The following is a 20,639-nucleotide window of genomic DNA, read 5'->3' on the forward strand; positions in this document are numbered from 1 at the left end:
AAAATCAAACCCAGTTTTCTAGCTTTAAGCCAGAAACTCTTGAAAACTCTTTGAGATTATTAGTGACTAGCGGTAAGTCTAATGCTAGCGCTTGTGCTGCAATCATCGTATCTAGCGAACCAATGGGCTGCCCTTGTTTCTCTAACTGAGCGCGCAATGTAGCATAGGTCCAAATGCAGTTGGTATCAAAAGGAACAATAGTCATTGGTGCTAGAAATAAATTGAGTGCCTGTTTATTTCTGATTGAATTTGTTTTTTCTACACCATAAGCGAGCTCCGCAGCGACAATGGTGGATACGCCAATCTCGCCAGACTGAAATGATTTGAAACGCTCTAGAACGCTAGGTGGTTTTTGATTGATGATGTAGATACAAATATTGGTGTCTAGCAAAATCAAGGGGCAATCTCCACCCGATCTTGTTGCTCTGGTTGGTCACGAGTTAATTGCAGTCCTGGCTCAAAACTGTCTAAAGATGCGCAAATTGCTGTAAATAAACCATTTTTTGGCAAGAGGAGGACGCCGCCAGCAAAGTGCTGCACAGTGACTTCGGAATCTGTAAAACGATATTCCTTGGGAAGTCGCACCGCTTGGCTACGACCGGTTTTGAAGATTTGGGCTATGTCCATGATTTCCCCTCTTTTGATATGTATCAGTGATATATACTTTAATGAGATTCAATCTTTTTAGCAAGCCTATTTTTCAGTAGGATTGAGAATGCAAAAGGCCCAATCATAAGACTGGGCCTTTTGAATAGGGTTTACCATTTTTACTTCATTGATTATGGCTTTACCTTTTCCTTTAGGTAGGCCAAAGACTCTTCTACTTGGTCAATCAGAATCAAGCAAACATCGCCTTCAGCAACTTCATTCAAGGCAGTATCAATTGCTTTGAATTCTCCATGGATCTCTTTCACTTGTTTGGCTTTCGTAGTGCCAACTAAGCCCTCTTGTAAAAGCTTTAAGACTTCGCCATCTTCACGACCACGTTGGCAAGCATCTTGATAGAGGATGACGTTATCAAAAGCGTTGCCCAAGATGCGCGTGAGATCCCGAATGTCTTCATCGCGACGATCTCCGGCACCACTAATAACCACGTGACTTTTCTTGGGCTTCATAGATTCAACGGCACTTGCTAAAGCACGCATCGCATCAGGGTTGTGACCATAGTCAGCAATTACCGTAGCTCCCTTGTGTTTGAATTGATTAAAGCGCCCTGGTACAGCGTTGGCAGTACTCTCAAAGCTATTTAAGCCACGCGCAATCTTCTCAGCATCAAGGCCTAAGGCCCAAGCAGCGCCTATGGCTGCCATAGCATTTTCAATCTGAAAACCAAGTACGCCATTTTGGGTGAGGGGGATTTCGCTTACAGGGAAGCGATACATTACGCGCGATCCTTTGGAGGCAACAATGTAAGTGCCATCAAAGAAGATAACTTTCTTATTCTTGGCGCGATGCGCAGTGATGACGGGGTGATGTTGATTTTGGGCAAAGAAGATGACCCGTCCAGAGCACTTATCACCCATCTTGGCAACCATAGGATCTGCTCCATTGAGAACAGCCGCACCAGTTGGCGCTACGTTTTGCACAATCACCCGTTTTAGGATCGCTAAATCTTCTACGCTAGAGATATAGTTCAATCCTAAGTGGTCGCCTTCACCAATATTGGTTACTACGGCGACTTCACAACGATCAAAGCCCAAGCCCTCACGCAATAAACCGCCGCGAGCAGTTTCTAGAACAGCAGCATCGACATCGGGATGCATTAATACGTTGCGCGCACTTTTAGGACCACTGCAATCACCGGTATCAATCAGGCGATGATTGATATATACGCCATCAGTGCCAGTCATGCCGACCCTCAGACCAGTTTCGGTGAGGAGGTGGGATATTAAACGGACTGTGGTTGTTTTGCCGTTAGTTCCCGTCACAGCAACTACTGGAATGCGACCGTCTTCGCCTGGTGGGAACATCGTATTAATAATGTCTTCTCCTACAGGGCGGCCTTTGCCGTAGGAGGGCTTTAAATGCATGCGCAATCCTGGGGCAGCATTGACTTCAACAATGCCGCCACCTTGTTGTTCTAAAGGTTTGTAAATGGATTCGCAAAGGATATCTACGCCGGCGATATCTAAACCAATCATCTGGGCGGCCGCTATAGCACTAGCAGCGACGTCAGGATGAACATCATCGGTAACATCGGTAGCAGTGCCGCCGGTACTGAGGTTGGCATTATTGCGTAATAACACGCGCTCACCAGTTTTAGGAACGTATTGTGGTGTGAGTCCAGAGCTTGCTAGATGAGCTAATGCAATATCGTCAAAGCGAATCTTGGTTAATGCTGTTGCATGTCCATCGCCCCGCAATGGATTTTGATTTTCTTTTTCAACCAGCTCTGCAACAGTGTGTTTGCCATCGCCAACTACTTGAGCAGGCTCACGACGGGCTGCAGCAGACAAACGATTGCCAACGACGAGTAAGCGATAGTCAGCACCAGGAAGATAACGCTCTACGATCGTCTCGCGTCCAAAGCCTTGGGTAACTTCAAAGCCTGCACGGACTTCTTCTTCGGTTTGGATATTGGCAACTACGCCTTTTCCTTGATTGCCATCTTTTGGTTTGAGCACAATCGGGCCACCAATCTTTTGGGCAGCACGCCATGCATCATCTACATTAGTCACAACTTCACCAATCGGCACAGATACTCCAGCCGCAGCCAAGAGATTTTTGGTAAGTTCCTTATCTTGTGCAATGGCTTCAGCAATAGCGCTGGTGTCACTGGTCTCTGCTGCCTGAATTCGTTTTTGTTTGCTGCCCCAGCCAAATTGCACCATGCTGCCTTCGGTCATACGGCGGAAGGGAATGTTACGCTGAAGTGCTGCATCAACGATTGAGCCAGTGCTTGGTCCAAGGCGGACATCTTCGTACAAAGCTTCTAACTCTGAGAGAGCCGCAGCTAAATCAAAAGGAGCATCGTTTAGGGTTGCTTGAATCAATGCAAAACCAAAATCAAAGGCCATGCGGCCAACAACTTCTTCGATGTATTCCACGACTACTTGATATACGCCGTCATCTATTGTTTGAACAGTACGACTGAAAGTCACAGGACAACCTGCTTGAGCTTGTAATCCCAGAGCAGCATGTTCTAGCGCATGCGCTAATGAGAGGGGCTCAGTTAAACCACCACGACGCATGCTTCCTAGTTGTGGAAAGCGTTCACGAATCTTCGTTTCAAATTGGGGAATAGCATCAATCGAGCGCTCAGAAGGATCGCAAGTAACGATGGCTTCTAGGGCAGTGTGGCGGCTCCATAAATTGGGGCCACGTAGCATGCGAATACGGGTGATTTCCAATTAAGCCCCTATTGCAGTTGTAGCATCTGGTATATAAGTTTCTGCACCAGCTTCAATCACGTTAAACGGAATGTCTAATGCCCAAGCAGCAGCAATCGCAGCGCCGAGATTCATAGTCTTCCATGGCACGGCGCTATTAGATTCAGAGTGGCGCGGCACGGGGATTGATTTTTGATCCAGCTTTCCAGACTTCAAGGTAATTTGTTGTTTGCCAACTAGTACGACGCGACCACCATTGAGTAGATGGTTTTTAATCACTTCTGAATCTGAATGCTCGCTAAAGAAAATCACCTCACCATCACATAGCTCAGCCATCTGCAGACACATTGGATCATCGGCGTTTAGAACCCCCACACCGGTTGGTAGAACTACATCAATTTGAGTGCGCACAATACTAAAGACCTGATCTTCATCATAGATAGCGTACTGTGGGAAGTTGGCTTTAGGATCAACATTGAGTACGACGCCAACTTGGCAGCGATCATAGGCCAATCCTTCGATCAGCATAGATAGGTGGTTATTTTCAATCACCGCTGCTTCTACGGCACGATTCAGGAGGGTGCGACGTGCGTTTTCCCAATTGGATGCATTGGTATTTGGAATCGAGCGACTGCCAAAAAATAAACCTTTACTACAAGACAAGCCAACATAGACGTTTGTGAGGCGCAGGAAATGAGCAATCATTTCAGCAACGGGTGTTTTGCCACTCTCACCACAAATACCTACCAATGGAATGCGGAAATCTGTGCCCTGAGGAAATAAGTGGTTTGCAATCTCTTTACCAACGGGTTGAGGTTTGCCGCTAGCAGGCTTGAGATGCATTAAGAGACCTGGGCCAGCATTGACTTCTACGATGGCAGCGTTTTGCTCAGCAAGCGGGCGGCTAATATCTTGGGCTACCAAATCAACGCCTGCAATTTCTAAACCAACCACACGTGCTGCTAGGGCTACTTGACTAGCAACATCAGGATGAACTAAATCGGTGACATCAAATGCTACATTGCCGTTACTCTGAATCAATACCTTTTGGTCTGTTGCTGGAATGCTAGTGCCAGTTAATTGTTGGCGAGCAAGTTCGAGTTCTACTGCAGAATCAATACGTACTGGATTGAGTGGATGTTCTTCTGCGGTGCCGCGACGGGGATCAGAATTAATCTGAATCTGAATCAGTTCTTGAACAGTATGTTTGCCATCGCCAGTGACCCATACAGTTTCCCCTTTTGCCGCAGCGACAACTTTGTTACCAACTACGAGTAAGCGATGTTCATCGCCAACAATATGACGCTCCACCAATACTTCGCTACCCTCATCAATGGCTACTGCGTAAGCAGCTTCAATTTCTTGTTGGGTATACAGATTAATAAACACACCTCGACCATGATTACCGTCGATGGGTTTGACAACCACTGGCAATCCAATATCCTGTGCGGCCTCCCAGGCATCATCAGGACTAGTAACAGTTCGGCCTTCTGGGGTTGGTACGCCAGCGCTGCGTAGCAAACTCTTCGTTAAATCTTTATCACGGGAAATTGTTTCAGCGATTGCGCTAGTTTGATCTGTTTCAGCAGTCCAGATGCGCCGCTGTTTTGCGCCGTAACCCAATTGAACTAAATTGCCTGCCGATAGACGGATAGAAGGAATGCCACGCTCTTCAGCCGCATTAACGATGCAAGCAGTGCTAGGTCCTAGTAATAAATCATCACCAATGTCACGCAGACTCTCAATAATATTTTGAACTTCAGCAACACAATCTTTATTGTCTTGCGCAAGAGCAAGAAAGAGGTCGCGTGCGTACTTGAGGGCAGTGAGGGTGACTTCCTCATTGATCGCGCTTACCATCACTTTGTAGACACCACGGCGATCACCGTCACGCGCTTTACCAAAGCCACCTGGAATACCTGCTAGGTTTTGCAACTCGAGCGTCAGGTGCTCCATGATGTGAGCAGGCCAAGTGCCTTCTTCGACGCGCTTGAGAAAGCCACCGGTTTCTCCGTAGCTGCAACGATGTTCAACTAAGCTGGGCAGTGCTTGAACCAGGCGGTCATAAAAGCCAGGAATCAGATTAGAGGGATAGTCTTCAAGATCCCCGATATCAATCCAAACCTCAATCACGGGATGGTAAGTCCACATATTGGGGCCACGGAGATGCTTAACACTCAGGATCTCGATGGATTTATTTAGTAATTGGGGCATGTATGGTGTTGCAAAAGGATTGGCGCCTGGATTTAGCAGGTGGCGCTGTTCACTGTCTCTCTGTTTATAGTTTTATTGAAAATCTACAAAAATAGCAAAAATACATAAAAAGGACTACTTGCCTAATTTAACGGTTTTCTACCCCCGAAAGTTGACAGGACCGATAAATCTAAAAAATCTAGCTCCACTATACTTTTAGGGTTAATGAAGCCAGAAATCCTTCCTTTTGCCCCTGTGCTACCAAGTGATTGGCTGAGCGTTCTTGAGGGTGAGAATTCCCCCATTCAAAGCCTAGAGGCAGCACTGGCTTGGGTCGAGCTTGATTTGGGTGCTGACTTGCACTTTGAAAGAAGTCTACTTTTGCTCACTGAAGAAGGCTTATTTTGGACCGATGGTGCAAAGTTTGAATCTTGGCCCGCTAGCTCAAGAGAGCATCTCGTTCATGGCGATCATGCTGGTGTGGGTCATTTAAAGCTCGAAACAGCGGATGCGCTGCAAAGAATTTGGTATTTCACCTTGGCAGTCAATCCTCAGGTTTTGCGTTTGCAGTCCAGCTTCAGAAAACTGACCCATGGCGCTGAGCAGGGTCGGGACGATGTGAGTGAGTATGACAGGCAGGTTTGTCCTGTTTGCTTGAGCCCTAAACCGGCTAACTCTGATGGTTGTCCAACTTGCGATCCTGAAGATGACAAACCGCCATCAACTTGGACCTTGTTCAAATTATGGCGTTTTGCTAAGCCTTATAAAAATCAACTGTTACTCGGTTTTGTGCTGACACTGCTATCAACTGGCGCAACTCTGATTCCACCGTATTTAACGATGCCCCTGATGGATCATGTCTTGATTCCTTATGAGCGTGGTAATCCCATTGATTTTCAGTTAGCAAGCATGTATTTGTTTGCGCTATTTGGTGCGGCCATCATTGCTTGGGGATTGGGTTGGTGGAAAACTTATCTACTGGCTTTAGTAAGTGAACGTATTGGCGCAGATTTACGTAATACGACTTTCGAGCACTTACTCAAACTCTCGCTTGAGTACTTCGGTGGTAAGCGCACTGGTGACTTGATTGCACGTATTGGCGCAGAGACTGATCGCATCTGCGTCTTCTTGTCGCTATATGCATTGGACTTTGCGACTGATGTCCTCATGATTACGATGACCGCCGCTATCTTGTTCTCGATTGATCCTTTGCTGGCGCTAGTGACCTTAGCGCCATTGCCATTCATTGTGTGGATGATTCATGTTGTGCGCGATCGTTTGCGTTTTGGCTTTGAGAAGATTGATCGTATCTGGTCTGAAGTCACAAACATTTTGGCAGATACGATCCCAGGCATTCGGGTAGTCAAAGCGTTTGCGCAAGAAGATCGCGAGTTAAAGCGTTTTGTAGATTCTAATAAACACAATCTTCAAATTAACGATCGTGTAAATCGTGTTTGGGGTTTGTTCTCGCCAACCGTCACGCTCTTAACCGAGACTGGTTTATTAGTGGTGTGGGGTTTCGGTATCTGGCAAGTGGCACATCAGAAAGTCACCGTTGGTGTCTTGATTGCGTTTCTTGCATACATCGGCCGTTTTTATGTACGACTTGATTCAATGAGTCGTATTGTGTCGCACACCCAAAAAGCAGCTGCGGGTGCCAAGCGTATCTTTGATATTTTGGATCATGTCTCGAGCGTTCCTGAACCGATTAATCCCGCACCTCTGGGGCCTGTCAGTGGACGCATCTCGATGCGCGGCGTGGGTTTTCGCTATGGCAATCGTGCGGTAACTAAAGGTATTGATTTAGATATTGCTCCAGGTGAGATGATTGGTTTAGTAGGTCATAGCGGTTCAGGCAAGAGTACCTTGGTCAATTTGATTTGCCGTTTCTATGACGTGAGCTCTGGCTCTATATCCTTAGATGGGCGCGATATTCGTAGCATTGGTATTGCCGATTATCGCAAGTGTATTGGCCTGGTATTGCAAGAGCCATTCCTATTCTTTGGCACGATTGCAGAGAACATTGCTTACGGCAAGCCTGATGCTACTCGTGAAGAAATCATTGAAGCGGCACGTGCTGCCCATGCCCATGAATTTATTCTGCGCTTACCACTAGGCTATGACTCACTAGTGGGTGAGCGCGGTCAATCTTTATCTGGTGGTGAGCGTCAACGCATCTCGATTGCCCGTGCGCTCCTGATTAATCCAAGCATCTTGATTTTGGATGAGGCAACTTCATCCGTTGACACCACTACAGAAAAAGAAATTCAGCGCGCTTTAGATAACCTTGTTAAAGGTCGCACAACCATTGCGATTGCACATCGCTTATCAACACTCAGAAAGGCAGATCGCCTCGTGGTATTAGATAAGGGTGAGATTGTGGAGATCGGATCACACGAACATCTAATGGAAGCCCAAGGGGCTTACTACACTTTGTATCAAGCGCAGTTGCGTCATGCTGCAGAGTTAGTCGAGGGCGGCGCCATTGGAGAGAGTTTGGAAGAAAGCTCAGAAGAGAGTAAACGAGATAAGCAGGAAGAAAAACGAGAAGAGAAACTACAAGAGATTGCGAAAAATATTGGGGGCGGGGTATGACGCAAGCCAATCAATCTGCACATCAACTAAAGCGGGATTCTCTGGGTCGTATGATCTTCGTAGATGCTAAGGGCAATACGCATATTGGCGTGCATCCTGTAAGAGCATTTCCAATCACTGCTCCAGGTGCTGGAGTAGGCATCATGGATCAGTCTGGTAAAGAAGTATTTTGGTATCCCGATGTTGCTGCCATTCCAAGGGATGAGCTTGCTGTGATTGAAGGAGAATTGGCTGCGCGCGAATTTATGCCAGTGATTGAGAGAATTACCAAAGTCTCTACTTTTGCTACGCCCAGTATTTGGGATATTGATACAGACCGAGGCCCAACTCGCATTCGCCTGAAGGGTGAAGAAGATATTCGCAGAATTGCTGGTAATACTTTGTTAATTGCAGACTCCAATGGCCTGCAGTTTTTAATCAAAGACTCTACCCAGCTAGACAAGCTTAGCAAAAAGCTTTTAGACCGTTTCCGCTAGAATTTATTTCGGTAAGCCGCTTTAGCTCAGTTGGTAGAGCAGTTCATTCGTAATGAAAAGGTCGCCAGTTCGATTCCGGCAAGCGGCACCAATCCTCATTTAATTTAGGGTAAACCCTATAAGACTCACCAAGCCCATATTGCAATTCCCGCTGCAATCAATAGACTTATTTTTTGTACGTTTTTTGTGCATTAAATGCCATTAGTAACATGCAGTGTAAGTACACTAAGCCTAGCCTTTGGCTTTATTTATCAGGGTTTCCACTATGTTAAGGTTGCCCATGTGTAAGGATTTTGAAATTATTGATGGTAGTCAAGTTCAACATGCACATCTTGTTTAAAAATCACACACAAATTAAATAAGTAAATAAGCCAAATTAAATTGGTAAACATTTTTGGAGACATACTTAATGAAGATGAAGTTTAAGAGAGCATTGATTTCCACCACCTTAGCCCTCGGTGTAGTTGGTGTTTCACCTGCATTTGCAGCATGGGAGCCAAACAAGCCAGTTGAATTCATTATTCCTGCTGGTCCTGGTGGTGGTGCTGACCAAATGGCTCGCATGATCCAAGGAATCATCACCAAAAATAATTTAATGAAGCAAGCAGTGATTCCAGTGAATAAGGGTGCTGGTGCTGGTGCTGAAGGTTTCTTGGCAATGAAAGAAGCCAAAGGTGATCCCAATAAGATTGTGATCACACTTTCTAATTTATTTACAACGCCATTAGCAACCGGTGTTCCATTTAATTGGCAAGACATTACTCCGGTAGCAATGTTGGCGTTAGATCAGTTTGTGTTGTGGGACAACGCAGAAAAGCCTTATAAGACAGCCAAAGAATACATTGACGCTGCTAAAGCTGCTGGTCCGGGTAAATTCAAAATGGGCGGAACCGGTTCTAAGCAAGAAGATCAAATCATTACCGTAGCCATTGAAAAAGCAACAGGCGCTAAATTTACCTACATTCCTTTCAAAGGGGGTGGCGATGTTGCTGTTCAGCTGGTTGGTAACCACGTTGATTCATCCGTGAACAACCCAATCGAGGCGGTAGCGCAGTGGCGTGCTAACAAATTACGTGCATTGTGCGTATTTGATGACACCCGCATGCCATACAAAGAAAAAATTACCGATACTCAATCATGGTACGACGTGCCGACTTGTAAAGAGGCAGGTGTAACAACTGACTACACCATGTTACGCGGTATTTTCATGGCTCCAGGTGTCACTCAAGAGCAGGTTGATTTTTATATCGATTTATTTAAAAAGGTACGTGCTACACCAGAGTGGAAAAAGTTCATGGCTGATGGGGCATTTAATCAGACATTTATGACGGGTAAAGAGTTTAGAAACTGGCTGACATTAAACGAAGCATTGCATAAGCAATTAATGACTGAAGCTGGCTTCTTGGCTAAGTAATTTGTGGAAATCTGATAGGGCCTCCATTGGGGGTCCTATTTTTTGAGTAAGTGCATTAATTAACCTTAATAAAAATATAAAAATGTCCGAACATACAAATAATACAAATCAAGACTCAGTTATTAGCATAAGAGCAATGGATGTGATTACCTCTATCTTGTTTCTTGCTGTAGGCTTGACAGTGATGATTGGCAGCCTTAAGTTGGGTGCTAGTTGGGGCGCTGATGGCCCGGAGGCTGGTTACTTTCCTTTCTATATCAGCTTGATCATCATGCTTTCTAGCACGGTTACTTTGTATCAAGCCGCCATCGTGAATAAGAAAAAGAAAACAGAAACGTTTGTTGAAAAAGAGCCGTTCAAGCAAGTCATGGCGGTGTTACTACCAGCGATTGTTTTTGTTCTAGGTGTGCAATTGATTGGTATCTATGTTTCTTCCGCTATCTATATTGCAATCTTTATGGTGTGGTTAGGAAAATACCCAATTTGGAAGGCGGTTGCTGTATCGATTGGAGTAAGTGCAGCCCTTTACCTCATGTTTGAATTCTGGTTCCAAGTTCCATTGCCACATGGCTCCTGGATTAATCCACTCGAGTTCGTAGGCGTGCAATAAAAAAGAATAACTATTAAAAAAGATTAGAAAAGAAGGAGTCCAAGTTGGAAGAAATTAATGCTCTATTCAACGGCTTTGCCGTTGCAATGACGCCCTTTAACTTATTGTTGATGCTCGTTGGCGTAACGCTCGGTGTGATCATCGGTGTGTTGCCAGGTTTGGGTGGCGCAAACGGAATTGCGATTCTGTTGCCATTGACTTTCACTATGCCGCCAACCTCTGCAATCATCATGCTTTCCTGTATTTATTGGGGCGCATTATTCGGCGGTGCAATTACATCGGTTCTATTTAATATTCCTGGCGAACCATGGTCGGTTGCGACAACCTTTGATGGTTATCCAATGGCTCGTAATGGTAAAGCTGGCGAGGCGCTGACTGCTGCATTCACATCTTCATTTGTAGGCGCTTTCTTTGCAATTGTGATGATTACTTTCTTGGCGCCGTTGGTAGCGAAGTTTGCGCTCCAATTTGGTCCGCCAGAATTCTTCTCGGTCTATCTGCTCACCTTCTGTAGTTTCGTAGGCATGAACAAAGGTTCGCCGTTTAAGACTATTTCTGCCATGATGCTCGGCTTCGCTCTGGCAACTGTTGGTATGGATACCGTTACCGGTCAATTGCGTTTGACGTTCGGTAATCCTGAGTTGATGCGTGGCTTTGACTTCTTGATCGCGGTGATTGGTTTGTTTGGTATTGGTGAGATTCTCCTCTCCATGGAAGAGGGCTTAGCATTCCAAGGTGCTGCAGCGAAGATTCGTGGCAAGGTTGTGCTCGAGACATGGAAGCAATTGCCTAAGTACTGGGCTACTTCATTACGCAGCTGTCTGATTGGTTGCTGGATGGGCATTACTCCAGGCGGCGCTACTCCTGCATCCTTCATGGCTTACGGCGTAGCCAAGCGCGTATCTAAAGACGGTGATAAGTTTGGTACTGGCAAGATGGAAGGTATTGTTGCGCCAGAAACAGCAGCTCACGCTGCAGGAACAGCAGCGCTCCTCCCAATGTTGTCCTTAGGCATTCCAGGTTCACCAACCGCAGCAGTGTTGCTTGGTGGTCTATTGATCTGGGGTCTACAACCTGGTCCATTACTCTTCGTTGAGAAACCAGACTTTGTTTGGGGATTGATAGCCAGTATGTACTTAGGTAACTTGGCTGGCTTGTTTGTGGTGTTAACTTGTGTGCCTTTGTTTGCCTCTATCTTGAGAATTCCATTCTCCATCATTGCACCAGTCATTATTGTGATTTGTGCGGTAGGTGCCTACACTGTTCACAATGCAATGTTTGACGTTTGGTTGATGCTCGGCTTTGGTGTGGTTGGTTATGTCTTTAAGAAATTAGACTACCCAATGGCGCCAATGGTTTTGGCCTTGGTATTGGGTGATCGCGCAGAAGACTCTTTCCGTCAGTCGATGTTGTTCTCACAGGGAAGCTTAGATATTTTCTTCTCTAACGCATTGGTGGGCGGCATTACATCCCTTGCATTAGTGCTTCTCTTCTGGCCATTGATTGGCAAGGTGATTGGCAAGAAAAAGGCTGCAGCAGCTTAAGAAGAAATACGCTAGAAAAAGCGATTTCCAGTAGAAAAGGGGCGCAAGCCCCTTTTTTCATGCAAAAGTCATAAATCCGATAAAATCCTACCAACATGAATTTCCGCAAAAACCACCTCATTCACTGGATTGCTGCAAGCGCAATCGCGATGAGTGCACTTGCCCCAGCCGTTTCACAAGCAGTATCGCTGGCAAAGCATGGTCAAGGTCTTACGATGGAGATTTGCTCTACTAGTGGCGCCAAGATGGAAATCAAGGTGCAGACAGATGACCAAGAGGTCGCTGATCAAGCGCAGCCCTGTCCATATTGTGTATCTCAGAACAGCATCGCCCCAGCTTTTAATACCAGCCTCACATTTGCAGCGCCAACATCAGTTGCGTTGCTTCCTCAGCTTTTCTATCAATCACCTAAGCCACTCGCAGTTTGGGTAACGCCTCCCTCAGCAGCACCTCCAGTACAAGCCTAAATACTTTTTAGGGCATAGCCTAGCTATGTAGTTGGCAACATAGTCGTAACTAAGTTGCCGTCATATTGTGTGGAGAAGTAAACCTTGTTGTACACAAAGAAAATCAGTGCATGCATTGTCATGTTATGGGCTTCAATCGTCATTAGTGCCCAGGCACAAGCACAGTTTGCTCCGCCGCCTAACTATGATCAAAAGTTGGCTGATATGGTTGTTACTGCAACAAAATCAGGAACCCTTCTGCGTGATATGACTCAGAACACCACAGTTTTGACTAAGGAAGAGTTAGAGATTTCACCCGATCAAACCATTGACCAAGTATTAAAGAACCAATCAAGCGTATTTTTGAATGATCAACCTTTTTATGAAAAGGATCCTACTGGTCAAAGTATTAACGTTCGTGGATTGGGAAATGCTAGAACATTGGTTTTGATTGACGGCGTTCCTGCCAATGATGCTATGTATGGAACTGTGCAATGGAATTTAGTTCCCATGTCAGCCATTCAAGATGTTGAATTTATCCGTGGCGGCGTTTCTAGTTTGTATGGAAATATGGGTATGGGTGGCGTGATTAATATTACAACCAAGCCTATTAGCGAAAATAAGGGGGAGATATCGGGAAGTATTGGTTCTTATGCCACTGGAACTGTAGCAGTGTCAAAAGAGTTGGCAATGAGTGACTCATTTAAATTGCGAGCTTCAGCTGATTATTTCAGTACCGAGGGATATCAGAATATTGCAACCATTTCTCCTTCTTCGCGGAGTGCGTTAAAGACGGGCATGGGTAATGAAAGTGCTGAAAATGCAAATTACAGATTGCAAGGGTCAGCAAAGCTCAGTCCAGATACAGATAGCTTTTTTAATCTTGGTCTGCATTCAATGTCAAACCTACCAACGGGCGGTTATAGTTTTGCAAGAAAATCCACTAACGAGATGACGCTTTCTGGAGGCTCAACCACAAGACTAAATTCTAGCGAGCAGGTTCAAGTAAATGCCTATTATGAGAACACCACATTGCAACAGCAAAATGTGAGCTCAAGCAATCCTTATATTAATGCTACGTTTCATAATCCCTATTATCAAGTTGGTGGATCGGGTCAATATACAAAAAATCTTCAGGATCAGGCAATTGATCAAGTGATTATGAGTGTGGATGCGAAGCAGTTATCGGCATCTAATTTTCAGAATAACTATGCCTCACCTGGTGCCGCAAATTACCAAACCAGTAAATTAGGGGCGCTGACCTCGCAGGTTGTTGCACAGGGCACCCAAAATTTTGCAGGTCTTTTAGGTCAAGTGAAATCAAATCTCAATACCATTCCTCTGCAGGCAACTTTATCGGCTAGGGTAGATAACTGGACTAGTCAGATCCCGACGAACTATACGCAAGCTGTTGGTGGCGCACAAGTCAGCACTGCTGTACCCAATCAATCCAAAACAAAACTAAGCCCAAATCTGGGTTTGTTATACCGCGTATCTAAGGAGTTGGATTTTAGGGCTGCAGCTTATCAGGCATTTCATGCTCCTGGTCTCAATAACTCTATCCGAAGTTATGGATCGGGCTCGAGCTATGTTGGTAATAATCCGTTCTTAACTCCAGAAAATATGACTGGATATGAGCTTGGATCTGACTATCGATGGAAGTCAGGATTTATTCAAGTTACTGGGTTTAATGCAAATGTTACTAATGCAATTGCTACCTACACCCTTTCAAGCAGTCAAATTGCTAGTACCTGTTCTCCAGTATGTAGTAGTGGCGCTAAATCGTATAGCAATGATCAATCACTTCGTAGTACTGGATTGGAGATGCAGGCACATTGGGATGTCAGCTCAAAATGGGCTACCGATCTTAGCTATACCTTAACCAAGGCAGTTTTAACTTCTACTTATGGAGCAATTGATACAGTCTTAAATCCTACGGGCGTGCAGATCGCTGGTACGCCTAGAAATATGGCAAGTGCAAATATCACTTACTATCCTATTTCAAAAACAAGCTTGACGACTTCAGTGCGCTATATTGGAAATTCTTGGTATGACACAGCCCATACTCTGCCAATTCCGGCGTATGCAGTATTGGGAGCGAGGGTGAACCATGAGTTGACTCCCAATACATCAGTTTATTTAAGTGCGGTAAATCTGTTGAATCGTAATTACATTACCTTTGGCTCTGGTTCTCAATATATTGCTGGTCAGCCTCAGACAATTACCGTTGGCGCACGTATCATCTTTTAATGATGAAATCCTATTTTTTTCTTTCGGCATGGTTAACTACATTAAGAGCCTTCTTAATAGGAGTGCTTTGTGTATGTGGTCGAGCAGAGGCCCAAATCGATCATTCATCTCCTATGGCGGCAGCAAAGATAAGCAATACTTGCCAAGGAGTTGGTTTGGAGTGCGCCAATGCAGCCACTCCATTTTTCGCTCTTGATGGCAAATTACTCCTGGCGTGGACTGCAAATGGAGTTGTATCAGTAGGGCAGTCATCTGATCTCGGAAAAACATGGATAGCGACTGTCAAAATTGTAGAGCATGGTAAGTCATTAGATACTGGTAGCGATGCCCGCCCCCAAATAGTGGCTGATAAACAGGACAATATATTTTTAGCCTATGCTTTTTTCAAAGACTCCCATTGGAATGCACAAATTAATACGGCTAGATCTACTGATGGCGGTAAATCTTTTACTGTTCCGGTATCCTTGGTTCAGGATAGTTCTAGTCAACGTTTCCCATCGGTATTGATCAGGCCGGATGACTCTATTTTTATTTCTTGGATAGATAAGCGCCTAGTAGTATCTGCCAAGCAGGGTGGTTCTAAACGTTTAGGCGGTTCAATTGCTTATTCATTTTCAAGTGATAGCGGAAAAACATTTAAAGCTGAGCAATTTGCGAATGAGAGTAGTTGTGAATGTTGTCGCATTGGTAGCGGTCTAGATCCACAAAACCAACCCGTGATTGTGTATCGAGCTATATTCCCAGGGGGTATTCGGGATCAAGCAAGCCAAGTTATTGCTACCAAAGGTGCTGAGCCAATTCGTCGAGTCGCAGATGATGATTGGAAGACCGATGCTTGTCCGCATCACGGTCCATCGATTGCAGTTTCTGGATCTGGCAAATTGCATGTCGCTTGGTATACCCAGGGAAATAAGCGCTCTGGTGTTTTTTATGCCAACTCTAGCAATCAAGGATTGAGTTATTCTGCGCCCGTCAGAATTGGAGCAGAAGGAGCGAACGTTTCTAGGCCTTATCTCTTAGCTTTGGGGCAACAGGTATGGTTAGTATGGAAAGAATTTGATGGAACCCACGCTTTGGTTTACATGAAACAATCTACTGATGATGGTAAAACGTGGAGTACTCCACAGATGATTTCTAAAACAAATGGGTATAGCGACCACCCCTTATTGATCAATCAAGGAGATACGGTATTTTTATCTTGGCTGACAAGAGTCGACGGGTATCAATTGATTCAGCTTGGACAAAAACAATGAGAAGATATTTATTCGCCTTAATCATTACTATTGGGTCGATAAACCTTGCCTTTGCTGATAAGGCAACCCTGAAGCCTTATCAAAGTGGTGAATGGTCTAATTTAGTGAAGAGTGCTAATGGCGCACCCATCGCCATTCATTTTTGGGGGGTTACCTGCCCGTCTTGTGTCAAGGAGATGCCGCAGTGGGGGCTGTTCGTGAAGAGTCATCCGAATGCAAAAATAATTTTTATTCAGGTTGATGATGTTTCACAAGACGCAATGAAAAAAATGCTGAGCAAAGCGGGCTTGGATAAAGTGAATAATTATTATGTCGCTGCGCCTTTTGATGAGCGCTTGCGTTATGAGATCGATCCTAAGTGGCATGGCGAGACGCCAACAACAATCTTGATAGATAAAAATGGGAAGGCTTCCCGTAAAACAGGTTTGATTAATTTTCAGCAACTACAGTCCAAGCTGGTTACTGGCGACTAGAACAATCAATTAACCGATAGAAATTAGGCTTCAGCAAATATGCGTACCTGGTTAATGAAACGAAATTGCTCATTGACACCCAAACAAGTGGGGTGGTTCTATGCGTCTATCTGCGCTTTTTCTTTCTTAATTGCAGGATTCTTTTTGGCTCTTGGTATTTGGATGGTAGTCATTTTTACCTCCCTAGATATCTTGGCTTTAACATTCGCTCTTTATATCTACACCCGTCATGCGCTAGATTATGAAAAAATTTCTATTGACGACAAAGTCTTGGTTGTTGAGCAAAGTTGGGGTGGCAAATTAAAAACCCATGTATTTAATACCTTGTGGACTCGGTTAGAACGCGAGGGCTTTAAGGGCAGGCGTTTGGCATTAAAAAGCTCAGATCATTCTCTGCCCATTGGACTATTTGTCCGTCAAGACCAGTTTGAGGTCTTTGAGCAGGAGTTGAAAGCGCATTTAGGTAATCGTTAGAAAAAATTTAAAACTGTTTTAAAGAAGAGGGATGTCAATATGAAATCAAAATTACTCGTAACCATGTGTGCGGCAATGGGAATTGCTTTAAGCGGTACTGCTATTGCGCAAAACGCTTCAGTGGGCTCTATTAAGATTGAGAATGGCTATACCCGCGCTACTGCCCCTGGGCAACAAGTTGCTGGCGGCTTTCTGAAGATTGAAAATAAAGGGGCTGCTGATCAATTGATATCGGCTAGCTCACCGGCTGCAGGTGAAGTACAGTTACATGAAATGGCCATGGATGGCAATGTGATGAGGATGCGTCAAGTAAAGGATATCGCTTTACCCGCTAATGGCGCTGTTGAGCTAAAACCCGGTGGCCTGCATTTAATGTTCATGAACATCAAAGCACCTTTGACTGCAGGTGAAGCTGTTCCAGTCAAACTGAAGTTTGCCAAAGCAGGTGAAGTCGAAGTGAAGCTACCAGTCAATGCTACAGCTCCAATGAAGCATTGATAGTAGCTGAGCAGTAGAAATTAAAAGGTCCCTGAATCAAATCAGGGGCTTTTTTACTAGACTGCTGATTCAGTTTGCTTAAGTAAGATCTAAATCCAAATCTGTCACCGCACCTTTGCTAGCACTGCTAGCAAGGCTTGCATACTTTGCCAAGAGGCCGCGGGTATAGCGTGGCTTAGGTTGTTTCCAAGCTGCGCGGCGTTTAGCAATCTCTTCATCACTCACATTGAGTTGAATGAGGAGCTTGTGAGCGTCGATGGTTACAGAGTCACCTTCATGGATGAGGGCAATGACGCCCCCCACATAAGCTTCTGGAGCTACGTGACCAACGACCATGCCCCAAGTTCCACCAGAGAATCGACCATCAGTAATAAGGCCTACAGACTCACCTAAGCCTTGACCTACTAAGGCAGAGGTCGGGGAAAGCATCTCGCGCATTCCGGGGCCACCTTTGGGGCCCTCATAGCGAATGATCACGATGTCACCATCTTTGATCTTTTGCGCCATGATGGCTGCCATAGCATCGTCTTCAGAATCAAATACACGCGCTGGGCCAGTAATCGATGGGTTCTTAAGACCCGTAATCTTGGCTACGCAACCCTCTGGAGAGATATTGCCCTTCAGAATGGCTAAGTGGCCTTGTTTGTACAAAGGATTGTCTAAAGTGCGAATCACTTTTTGATCAGCACGCGGCACTGAAGGGATATCTTTCAACACTTCTGCAATCGTTTTGCCAGTAATGGTCATGCAATCGCCATGTAGCAAGCCACCATCAAGCAAAATTTTCATTACTTGTGGAATGCCGCCAGCCTGGTGCAAGTCGGTTGCCAAATAAGTGCCGGATGGTTTCATATCCACAATGACAGGAACGCGCTTACGAATACGTTCAAAGTCATCAATCGTCCAATCGATTTCAGCCGCACTAGTAATGGCGAGGAAATGCAATACCGCATTGGTAGACCCGCCGACTGCCATGATGACGCTGACTGCGTTCTCAATCGATTTCTTGGTAATGATGTCGCGTGGACGTAGATTGTTCTTGATAGCTTCTACTAAAACGCGGGCAGATTCAGCGGCGCTTGCGACTTTTTCCGCATCTTCGTTGGCCATCGTAGAAGAGTAGGGCAGACTCATACCGAGGGCTTCAAAGGAGGAGCTCATCGTATTGGCTGTGTACATACCGCCACAAGAGCCGCTTCCTGGACAGGCATGTTGTTCCACACCCTTCAGATCTTCTTCGTTCATGCGGCCGGAAGTAAATTCACCAACAGCTTCAAATGCAGAAACGATATTCAGGTCTTTGCCTTTGTAGTGACCTGGCTTAATCGTCCCACCGTATACATAAATGGCAGGAACATTGGTGCGGGCAATAGCCATCATGCCGCCGGGCATATTCTTATCGCAACCCCCGATCACTACTACACCGTCTTGCCATAAACCATTGACACAAGTTTCAATACTGTCAGCAATGACTTCGCGAGACACGAGCGAGTATTTCATGCCTTCAGTGCCCATGCCAATCCCATCAGAAACCGTGGGCGTACCAAATGTTTGTGCTTTTGCGCCTGCTTCTTCAAGTGCAGTTACAGCCGCATCAGTTAATTTTTGCAGACCACTATTACAAGGAGTAATCGTCGAGTGGCCATTCGCAACGCCAACCATTGGCTTGGAGAAATCCTTTTCTTGATAACCCATGGCGTAATACATCGAGCGATTAGGTGCGCGAGCGACTCCCTCGGTGACCATACGTGAGCGTTCGTTGAGGCGTTTCATGCTTATTACTCCAGAAAAGGTTTGTTTTGAAAGGCTCTATTGTGCCGTGAGATGGGCTAAAGGGTGTGCTGCACGAAGGGGTAATGCATACCCATCTTAATGTTGCACTGCAATACTAAAAAAAACGAGCCTCGTTCTCTCAGGTAAGTTTGACTAGAAAAGCCGCTTCCTTCGGATTTTCAGGGGCTGAAAAATGTCGTGCTGATATTTCTGCGTAAGGCCAATGTTCAATAAAGTATTATATTTATCAATGCATTAGAATTACTACGATAAAAATAGTGAGACAGTTCCGCCATGGACAATCCTGCAAAACTTCCGGAGATACGAAAAGAGGCTTTTTCTAAGGCCAGGGAGAGTCTTGGTTTAAGCGCTAAGGATTTATCGGTTATGGCCTGTCTTTCTGTTCGCCAAATTGAGCAAATTGAAAATGGCGAATCCAGTTCTTTCTATGGTCTTCAAATTAAGGTCACTGCAGCAAAAAAAGTTGCCGCATTATTAAAACTCAATTTAGAAGATGCTTTTGACTTTGGTGAGGCGCCGATGGCGAAGAAAGCTGAAGTTGAAAAGGTAGCAGAAGAAAAGAAAGAAATTCCTGCTGTAATCACTCCACCGGTAGAAAAAAAAGTATCACCTGTAAAGCCTGAAACAGCTAAGCCGCTAGAGAAAATAAAAGAACTCGTCACTATTTCATCGAATTCATCAGGCCAAGAAAAAAATCCTCAGAAAAAATTATTGATTCTTCTAGGCATCGCGGTAACTTTAATCTTTGCAGTTGTAAATCTACGCCCACTATTTTTCCCAGAGCCAGTTAAGCAAGAGATTGTGATTTTGGAAGAAGTTGCTCCAGCAAATCCACCTGCAGAGCCGGTAGCTGAAGCCAAGCCAGAGGAAAAGCCTGTTGCGACTGTGCTTGCTGTTGCTCCTCCTGCACCAGCGCCCGCTCCAGCAATTTCCTTGGAGTGCCCGCCTGCAGATTCGTCAGTAGTGAGCTACAAAACGGATGCGCCCAAAAAGTCTGGGGATGTTGTATTTTTTCAATCTAAAACTGCGCAAACAGTCTGTGTTGTTGACGCTAGTGGCAAGACGCAAAACAAAACTCTAGAGCCTGGAGTGGGAGCTAGTATTTTGGGAAAACCACCTTTAAAGGTTTTAACTTCTGGCTTAGCTCAAGTAGATATGTATTACCAAGGAATGAAAGTTCGTCTTTCCAATCCCACTGCCAAGACTATTATTTTGGAGCAGGCTGAAATTATTCAGCCTTCCGCTCCATTAGATTCTCAGTTACGTTAACGTTGTTGAGTGGTTAAGCTG

Annotated in this window: 16 protein-coding genes, 1 tRNA gene and 1 pseudogene; 13 read left to right on the top strand and 5 right to left on the bottom strand. The window is 45.1% G+C overall.

Annotated elements, in window-relative coordinates; genetic code table 11:
• Positions 1 to 4: 4 nt before the first annotated feature.
• From AOC29_RS03420 to cphA (AOC29_RS03435), 4 genes and pseudogenes are all read right to left on the bottom strand, one after another.
• A complete protein-coding gene (locus AOC29_RS03420) occupies positions 5 to 397 on the bottom strand; it encodes a type II toxin-antitoxin system VapC family toxin (RefSeq protein WP_251370058.1) in 393 nt (130 codons plus the stop codon).
• Complete coding sequence (locus AOC29_RS03425; protein ID WP_215296641.1) at positions 394 to 627, bottom strand: antitoxin; 234 nt, start codon at positions 625 to 627, stop codon at positions 394 to 396. Before AOC29_RS03425 ends, AOC29_RS03420 begins: the two co-directional genes overlap by 4 nt.
• Positions 628 to 779: 152 nt before the next feature.
• Entirely contained in the window at positions 780 to 3,350 is a 2,571-nt protein-coding gene (cphA, locus tag AOC29_RS03430) for a cyanophycin synthetase (protein ID WP_215296642.1), read from the bottom strand.
• Positions 3,351 to 3,362: 12 nt separating this feature from the next.
• A pseudogene (gene cphA, locus AOC29_RS03435) lies at positions 3,363 to 5,543 on the bottom strand (cyanophycin synthetase); the annotation flags it as partial.
• Between the two features lie 204 nt (positions 5,544 to 5,747).
• On the opposite strand from cphA (AOC29_RS03435), the gene AOC29_RS03440 reads away from it, so the two are divergent.
• From AOC29_RS03440 to AOC29_RS03495, 12 genes are all read left to right on the top strand, one after another.
• Complete coding sequence (locus AOC29_RS03440; RefSeq protein WP_215296644.1) at positions 5,748 to 8,117, top strand: ABC transporter ATP-binding protein; 2,370 nt, start codon at positions 5,748 to 5,750, stop codon at positions 8,115 to 8,117.
• Positions 8,114 to 8,593: a DUF1854 domain-containing protein gene (locus AOC29_RS03445; RefSeq protein ID WP_215296645.1), complete on the top strand. Its 480-nt coding sequence runs from the start codon at positions 8,114 to 8,116 to the stop codon at positions 8,591 to 8,593. The genes AOC29_RS03440 and AOC29_RS03445 overlap by 4 nt, the downstream gene beginning before the upstream one ends.
• 15 nt (positions 8,594 to 8,608) lie before the next feature.
• Positions 8,609 to 8,684: transfer RNA gene (locus tag AOC29_RS03450), tRNA-Thr, on the top strand.
• 324 nt (positions 8,685 to 9,008) lie between these two features.
• Positions 9,009 to 10,007: a tripartite tricarboxylate transporter substrate binding protein gene (locus tag AOC29_RS03455; RefSeq protein ID WP_215297326.1), complete on the top strand. Its 999-nt coding sequence runs from the start codon at positions 9,009 to 9,011 to the stop codon at positions 10,005 to 10,007.
• 82 nt (positions 10,008 to 10,089) lie between these two features.
• Positions 10,090 to 10,617 (top strand): tripartite tricarboxylate transporter TctB family protein, encoded by a 528-nt coding sequence (locus AOC29_RS03460; protein ID WP_215296646.1) that lies wholly within the window; start codon positions 10,090 to 10,092, stop codon positions 10,615 to 10,617.
• A 44-nt stretch (positions 10,618 to 10,661) separates the two neighbouring features.
• The gene (locus AOC29_RS03465; protein ID WP_215296647.1) at positions 10,662 to 12,161 is read left to right on the top strand and encodes a tripartite tricarboxylate transporter permease; all 1,500 of its coding nucleotides are present in this window, start codon (positions 10,662 to 10,664) and stop codon (positions 12,159 to 12,161) included.
• A 95-nt stretch (positions 12,162 to 12,256) separates the two neighbouring features.
• Positions 12,257 to 12,628: a DUF2946 family protein gene (locus tag AOC29_RS03470; protein ID WP_215296648.1), complete on the top strand. Its 372-nt coding sequence runs from the start codon at positions 12,257 to 12,259 to the stop codon at positions 12,626 to 12,628.
• 120 nt (positions 12,629 to 12,748) lie between these two features.
• On the top strand, positions 12,749 to 14,857 hold the full coding sequence (locus AOC29_RS03475; protein ID WP_215296649.1) for a TonB-dependent receptor: 2,109 nt from the start codon (positions 12,749 to 12,751) through the stop codon (positions 14,855 to 14,857).
• The gene (locus tag AOC29_RS03480; protein ID WP_215296650.1) at positions 14,857 to 16,110 is read left to right on the top strand and encodes a sialidase family protein; all 1,254 of its coding nucleotides are present in this window, start codon (positions 14,857 to 14,859) and stop codon (positions 16,108 to 16,110) included. The genes AOC29_RS03475 and AOC29_RS03480 overlap by 1 nt, the downstream gene beginning before the upstream one ends.
• Positions 16,107 to 16,583, top strand: coding sequence for a thioredoxin-like domain-containing protein (locus AOC29_RS03485; protein ID WP_215296651.1), 477 nt, complete (start codon positions 16,107 to 16,109; stop codon positions 16,581 to 16,583). Before AOC29_RS03480 ends, AOC29_RS03485 begins: the two co-directional genes overlap by 4 nt.
• Positions 16,584 to 16,622: 39 nt before the next feature.
• Positions 16,623 to 17,057, top strand: coding sequence for a DUF2244 domain-containing protein (locus AOC29_RS03490; protein WP_215296652.1), 435 nt, complete (start codon positions 16,623 to 16,625; stop codon positions 17,055 to 17,057).
• Positions 17,058 to 17,096: 39 nt separating this feature from the next.
• Complete coding sequence (locus AOC29_RS03495; RefSeq protein ID WP_215296653.1) at positions 17,097 to 17,555, top strand: copper chaperone PCu(A)C; 459 nt, start codon at positions 17,097 to 17,099, stop codon at positions 17,553 to 17,555.
• A gap of 78 nt (positions 17,556 to 17,633) precedes the next feature.
• On the opposite strand, the gene ilvD is transcribed toward AOC29_RS03495, so the two are convergent.
• A complete protein-coding gene (gene ilvD / locus AOC29_RS03500) occupies positions 17,634 to 19,328 on the bottom strand; it encodes a dihydroxy-acid dehydratase (protein WP_215296654.1) in 1,695 nt (564 codons plus the stop codon).
• A 294-nt stretch (positions 19,329 to 19,622) separates the two neighbouring features.
• Here ilvD and AOC29_RS03505 point away from each other — a divergent pair, with 294 nt between their 5' ends.
• Entirely contained in the window at positions 19,623 to 20,618 is a 996-nt protein-coding gene (locus tag AOC29_RS03505; protein WP_215296655.1) for a RodZ family helix-turn-helix domain-containing protein, read from the top strand.
• Positions 20,619 to 20,639 lie beyond the last annotated feature (21 nt).

This window comes from Polynucleobacter sp. JS-JIR-5-A7 (assembly GCF_018687935.1).
In the GTDB taxonomy this organism is placed as follows: Bacteria; Pseudomonadota; Gammaproteobacteria; order Burkholderiales; family Burkholderiaceae; genus Polynucleobacter.

Bases quoted from the DNA above. Each gene is read 5' to 3' on its own strand.
- ilvD (WP_215296654.1), bottom strand. From the start codon at position 19,328: ATGAAACGCCTCAACGAACGCTCACGTATGGTCACCGAGGGAGTCGCT.
- AOC29_RS03480 (WP_215296650.1), top strand. From the start codon at position 14,857: ATGATGAAATCCTATTTTTTTCTTTCGGCATGGTTAACTACATTAAGA.
- AOC29_RS03470 (WP_215296648.1), top strand. From the start codon at position 12,257: ATGAATTTCCGCAAAAACCACCTCATTCACTGGATTGCTGCAAGCGCA.
- AOC29_RS03425 (WP_215296641.1), bottom strand. From the start codon at position 627: ATGGACATAGCCCAAATCTTCAAAACCGGTCGTAGCCAAGCGGTGCGA.
- AOC29_RS03460 (WP_215296646.1), top strand. From the start codon at position 10,090: ATGTCCGAACATACAAATAATACAAATCAAGACTCAGTTATTAGCATA.
- AOC29_RS03475 (WP_215296649.1), top strand. From the start codon at position 12,749: ATGTTATGGGCTTCAATCGTCATTAGTGCCCAGGCACAAGCACAGTTT.
- AOC29_RS03495 (WP_215296653.1), top strand. From the start codon at position 17,097: ATGAAATCAAAATTACTCGTAACCATGTGTGCGGCAATGGGAATTGCT.
- AOC29_RS03455 (WP_215297326.1), top strand. From the start codon at position 9,009: ATGAAGTTTAAGAGAGCATTGATTTCCACCACCTTAGCCCTCGGTGTA.
- AOC29_RS03485 (WP_215296651.1), top strand. From the start codon at position 16,107: ATGAGAAGATATTTATTCGCCTTAATCATTACTATTGGGTCGATAAAC.
- AOC29_RS03490 (WP_215296652.1), top strand. From the start codon at position 16,623: ATGCGTACCTGGTTAATGAAACGAAATTGCTCATTGACACCCAAACAA.
- AOC29_RS03440 (WP_215296644.1), top strand. From the start codon at position 5,748: ATGAAGCCAGAAATCCTTCCTTTTGCCCCTGTGCTACCAAGTGATTGG.
- AOC29_RS03445 (WP_215296645.1), top strand. From the start codon at position 8,114: ATGACGCAAGCCAATCAATCTGCACATCAACTAAAGCGGGATTCTCTG.
- AOC29_RS03505 (WP_215296655.1), top strand. From the start codon at position 19,623: ATGGACAATCCTGCAAAACTTCCGGAGATACGAAAAGAGGCTTTTTCT.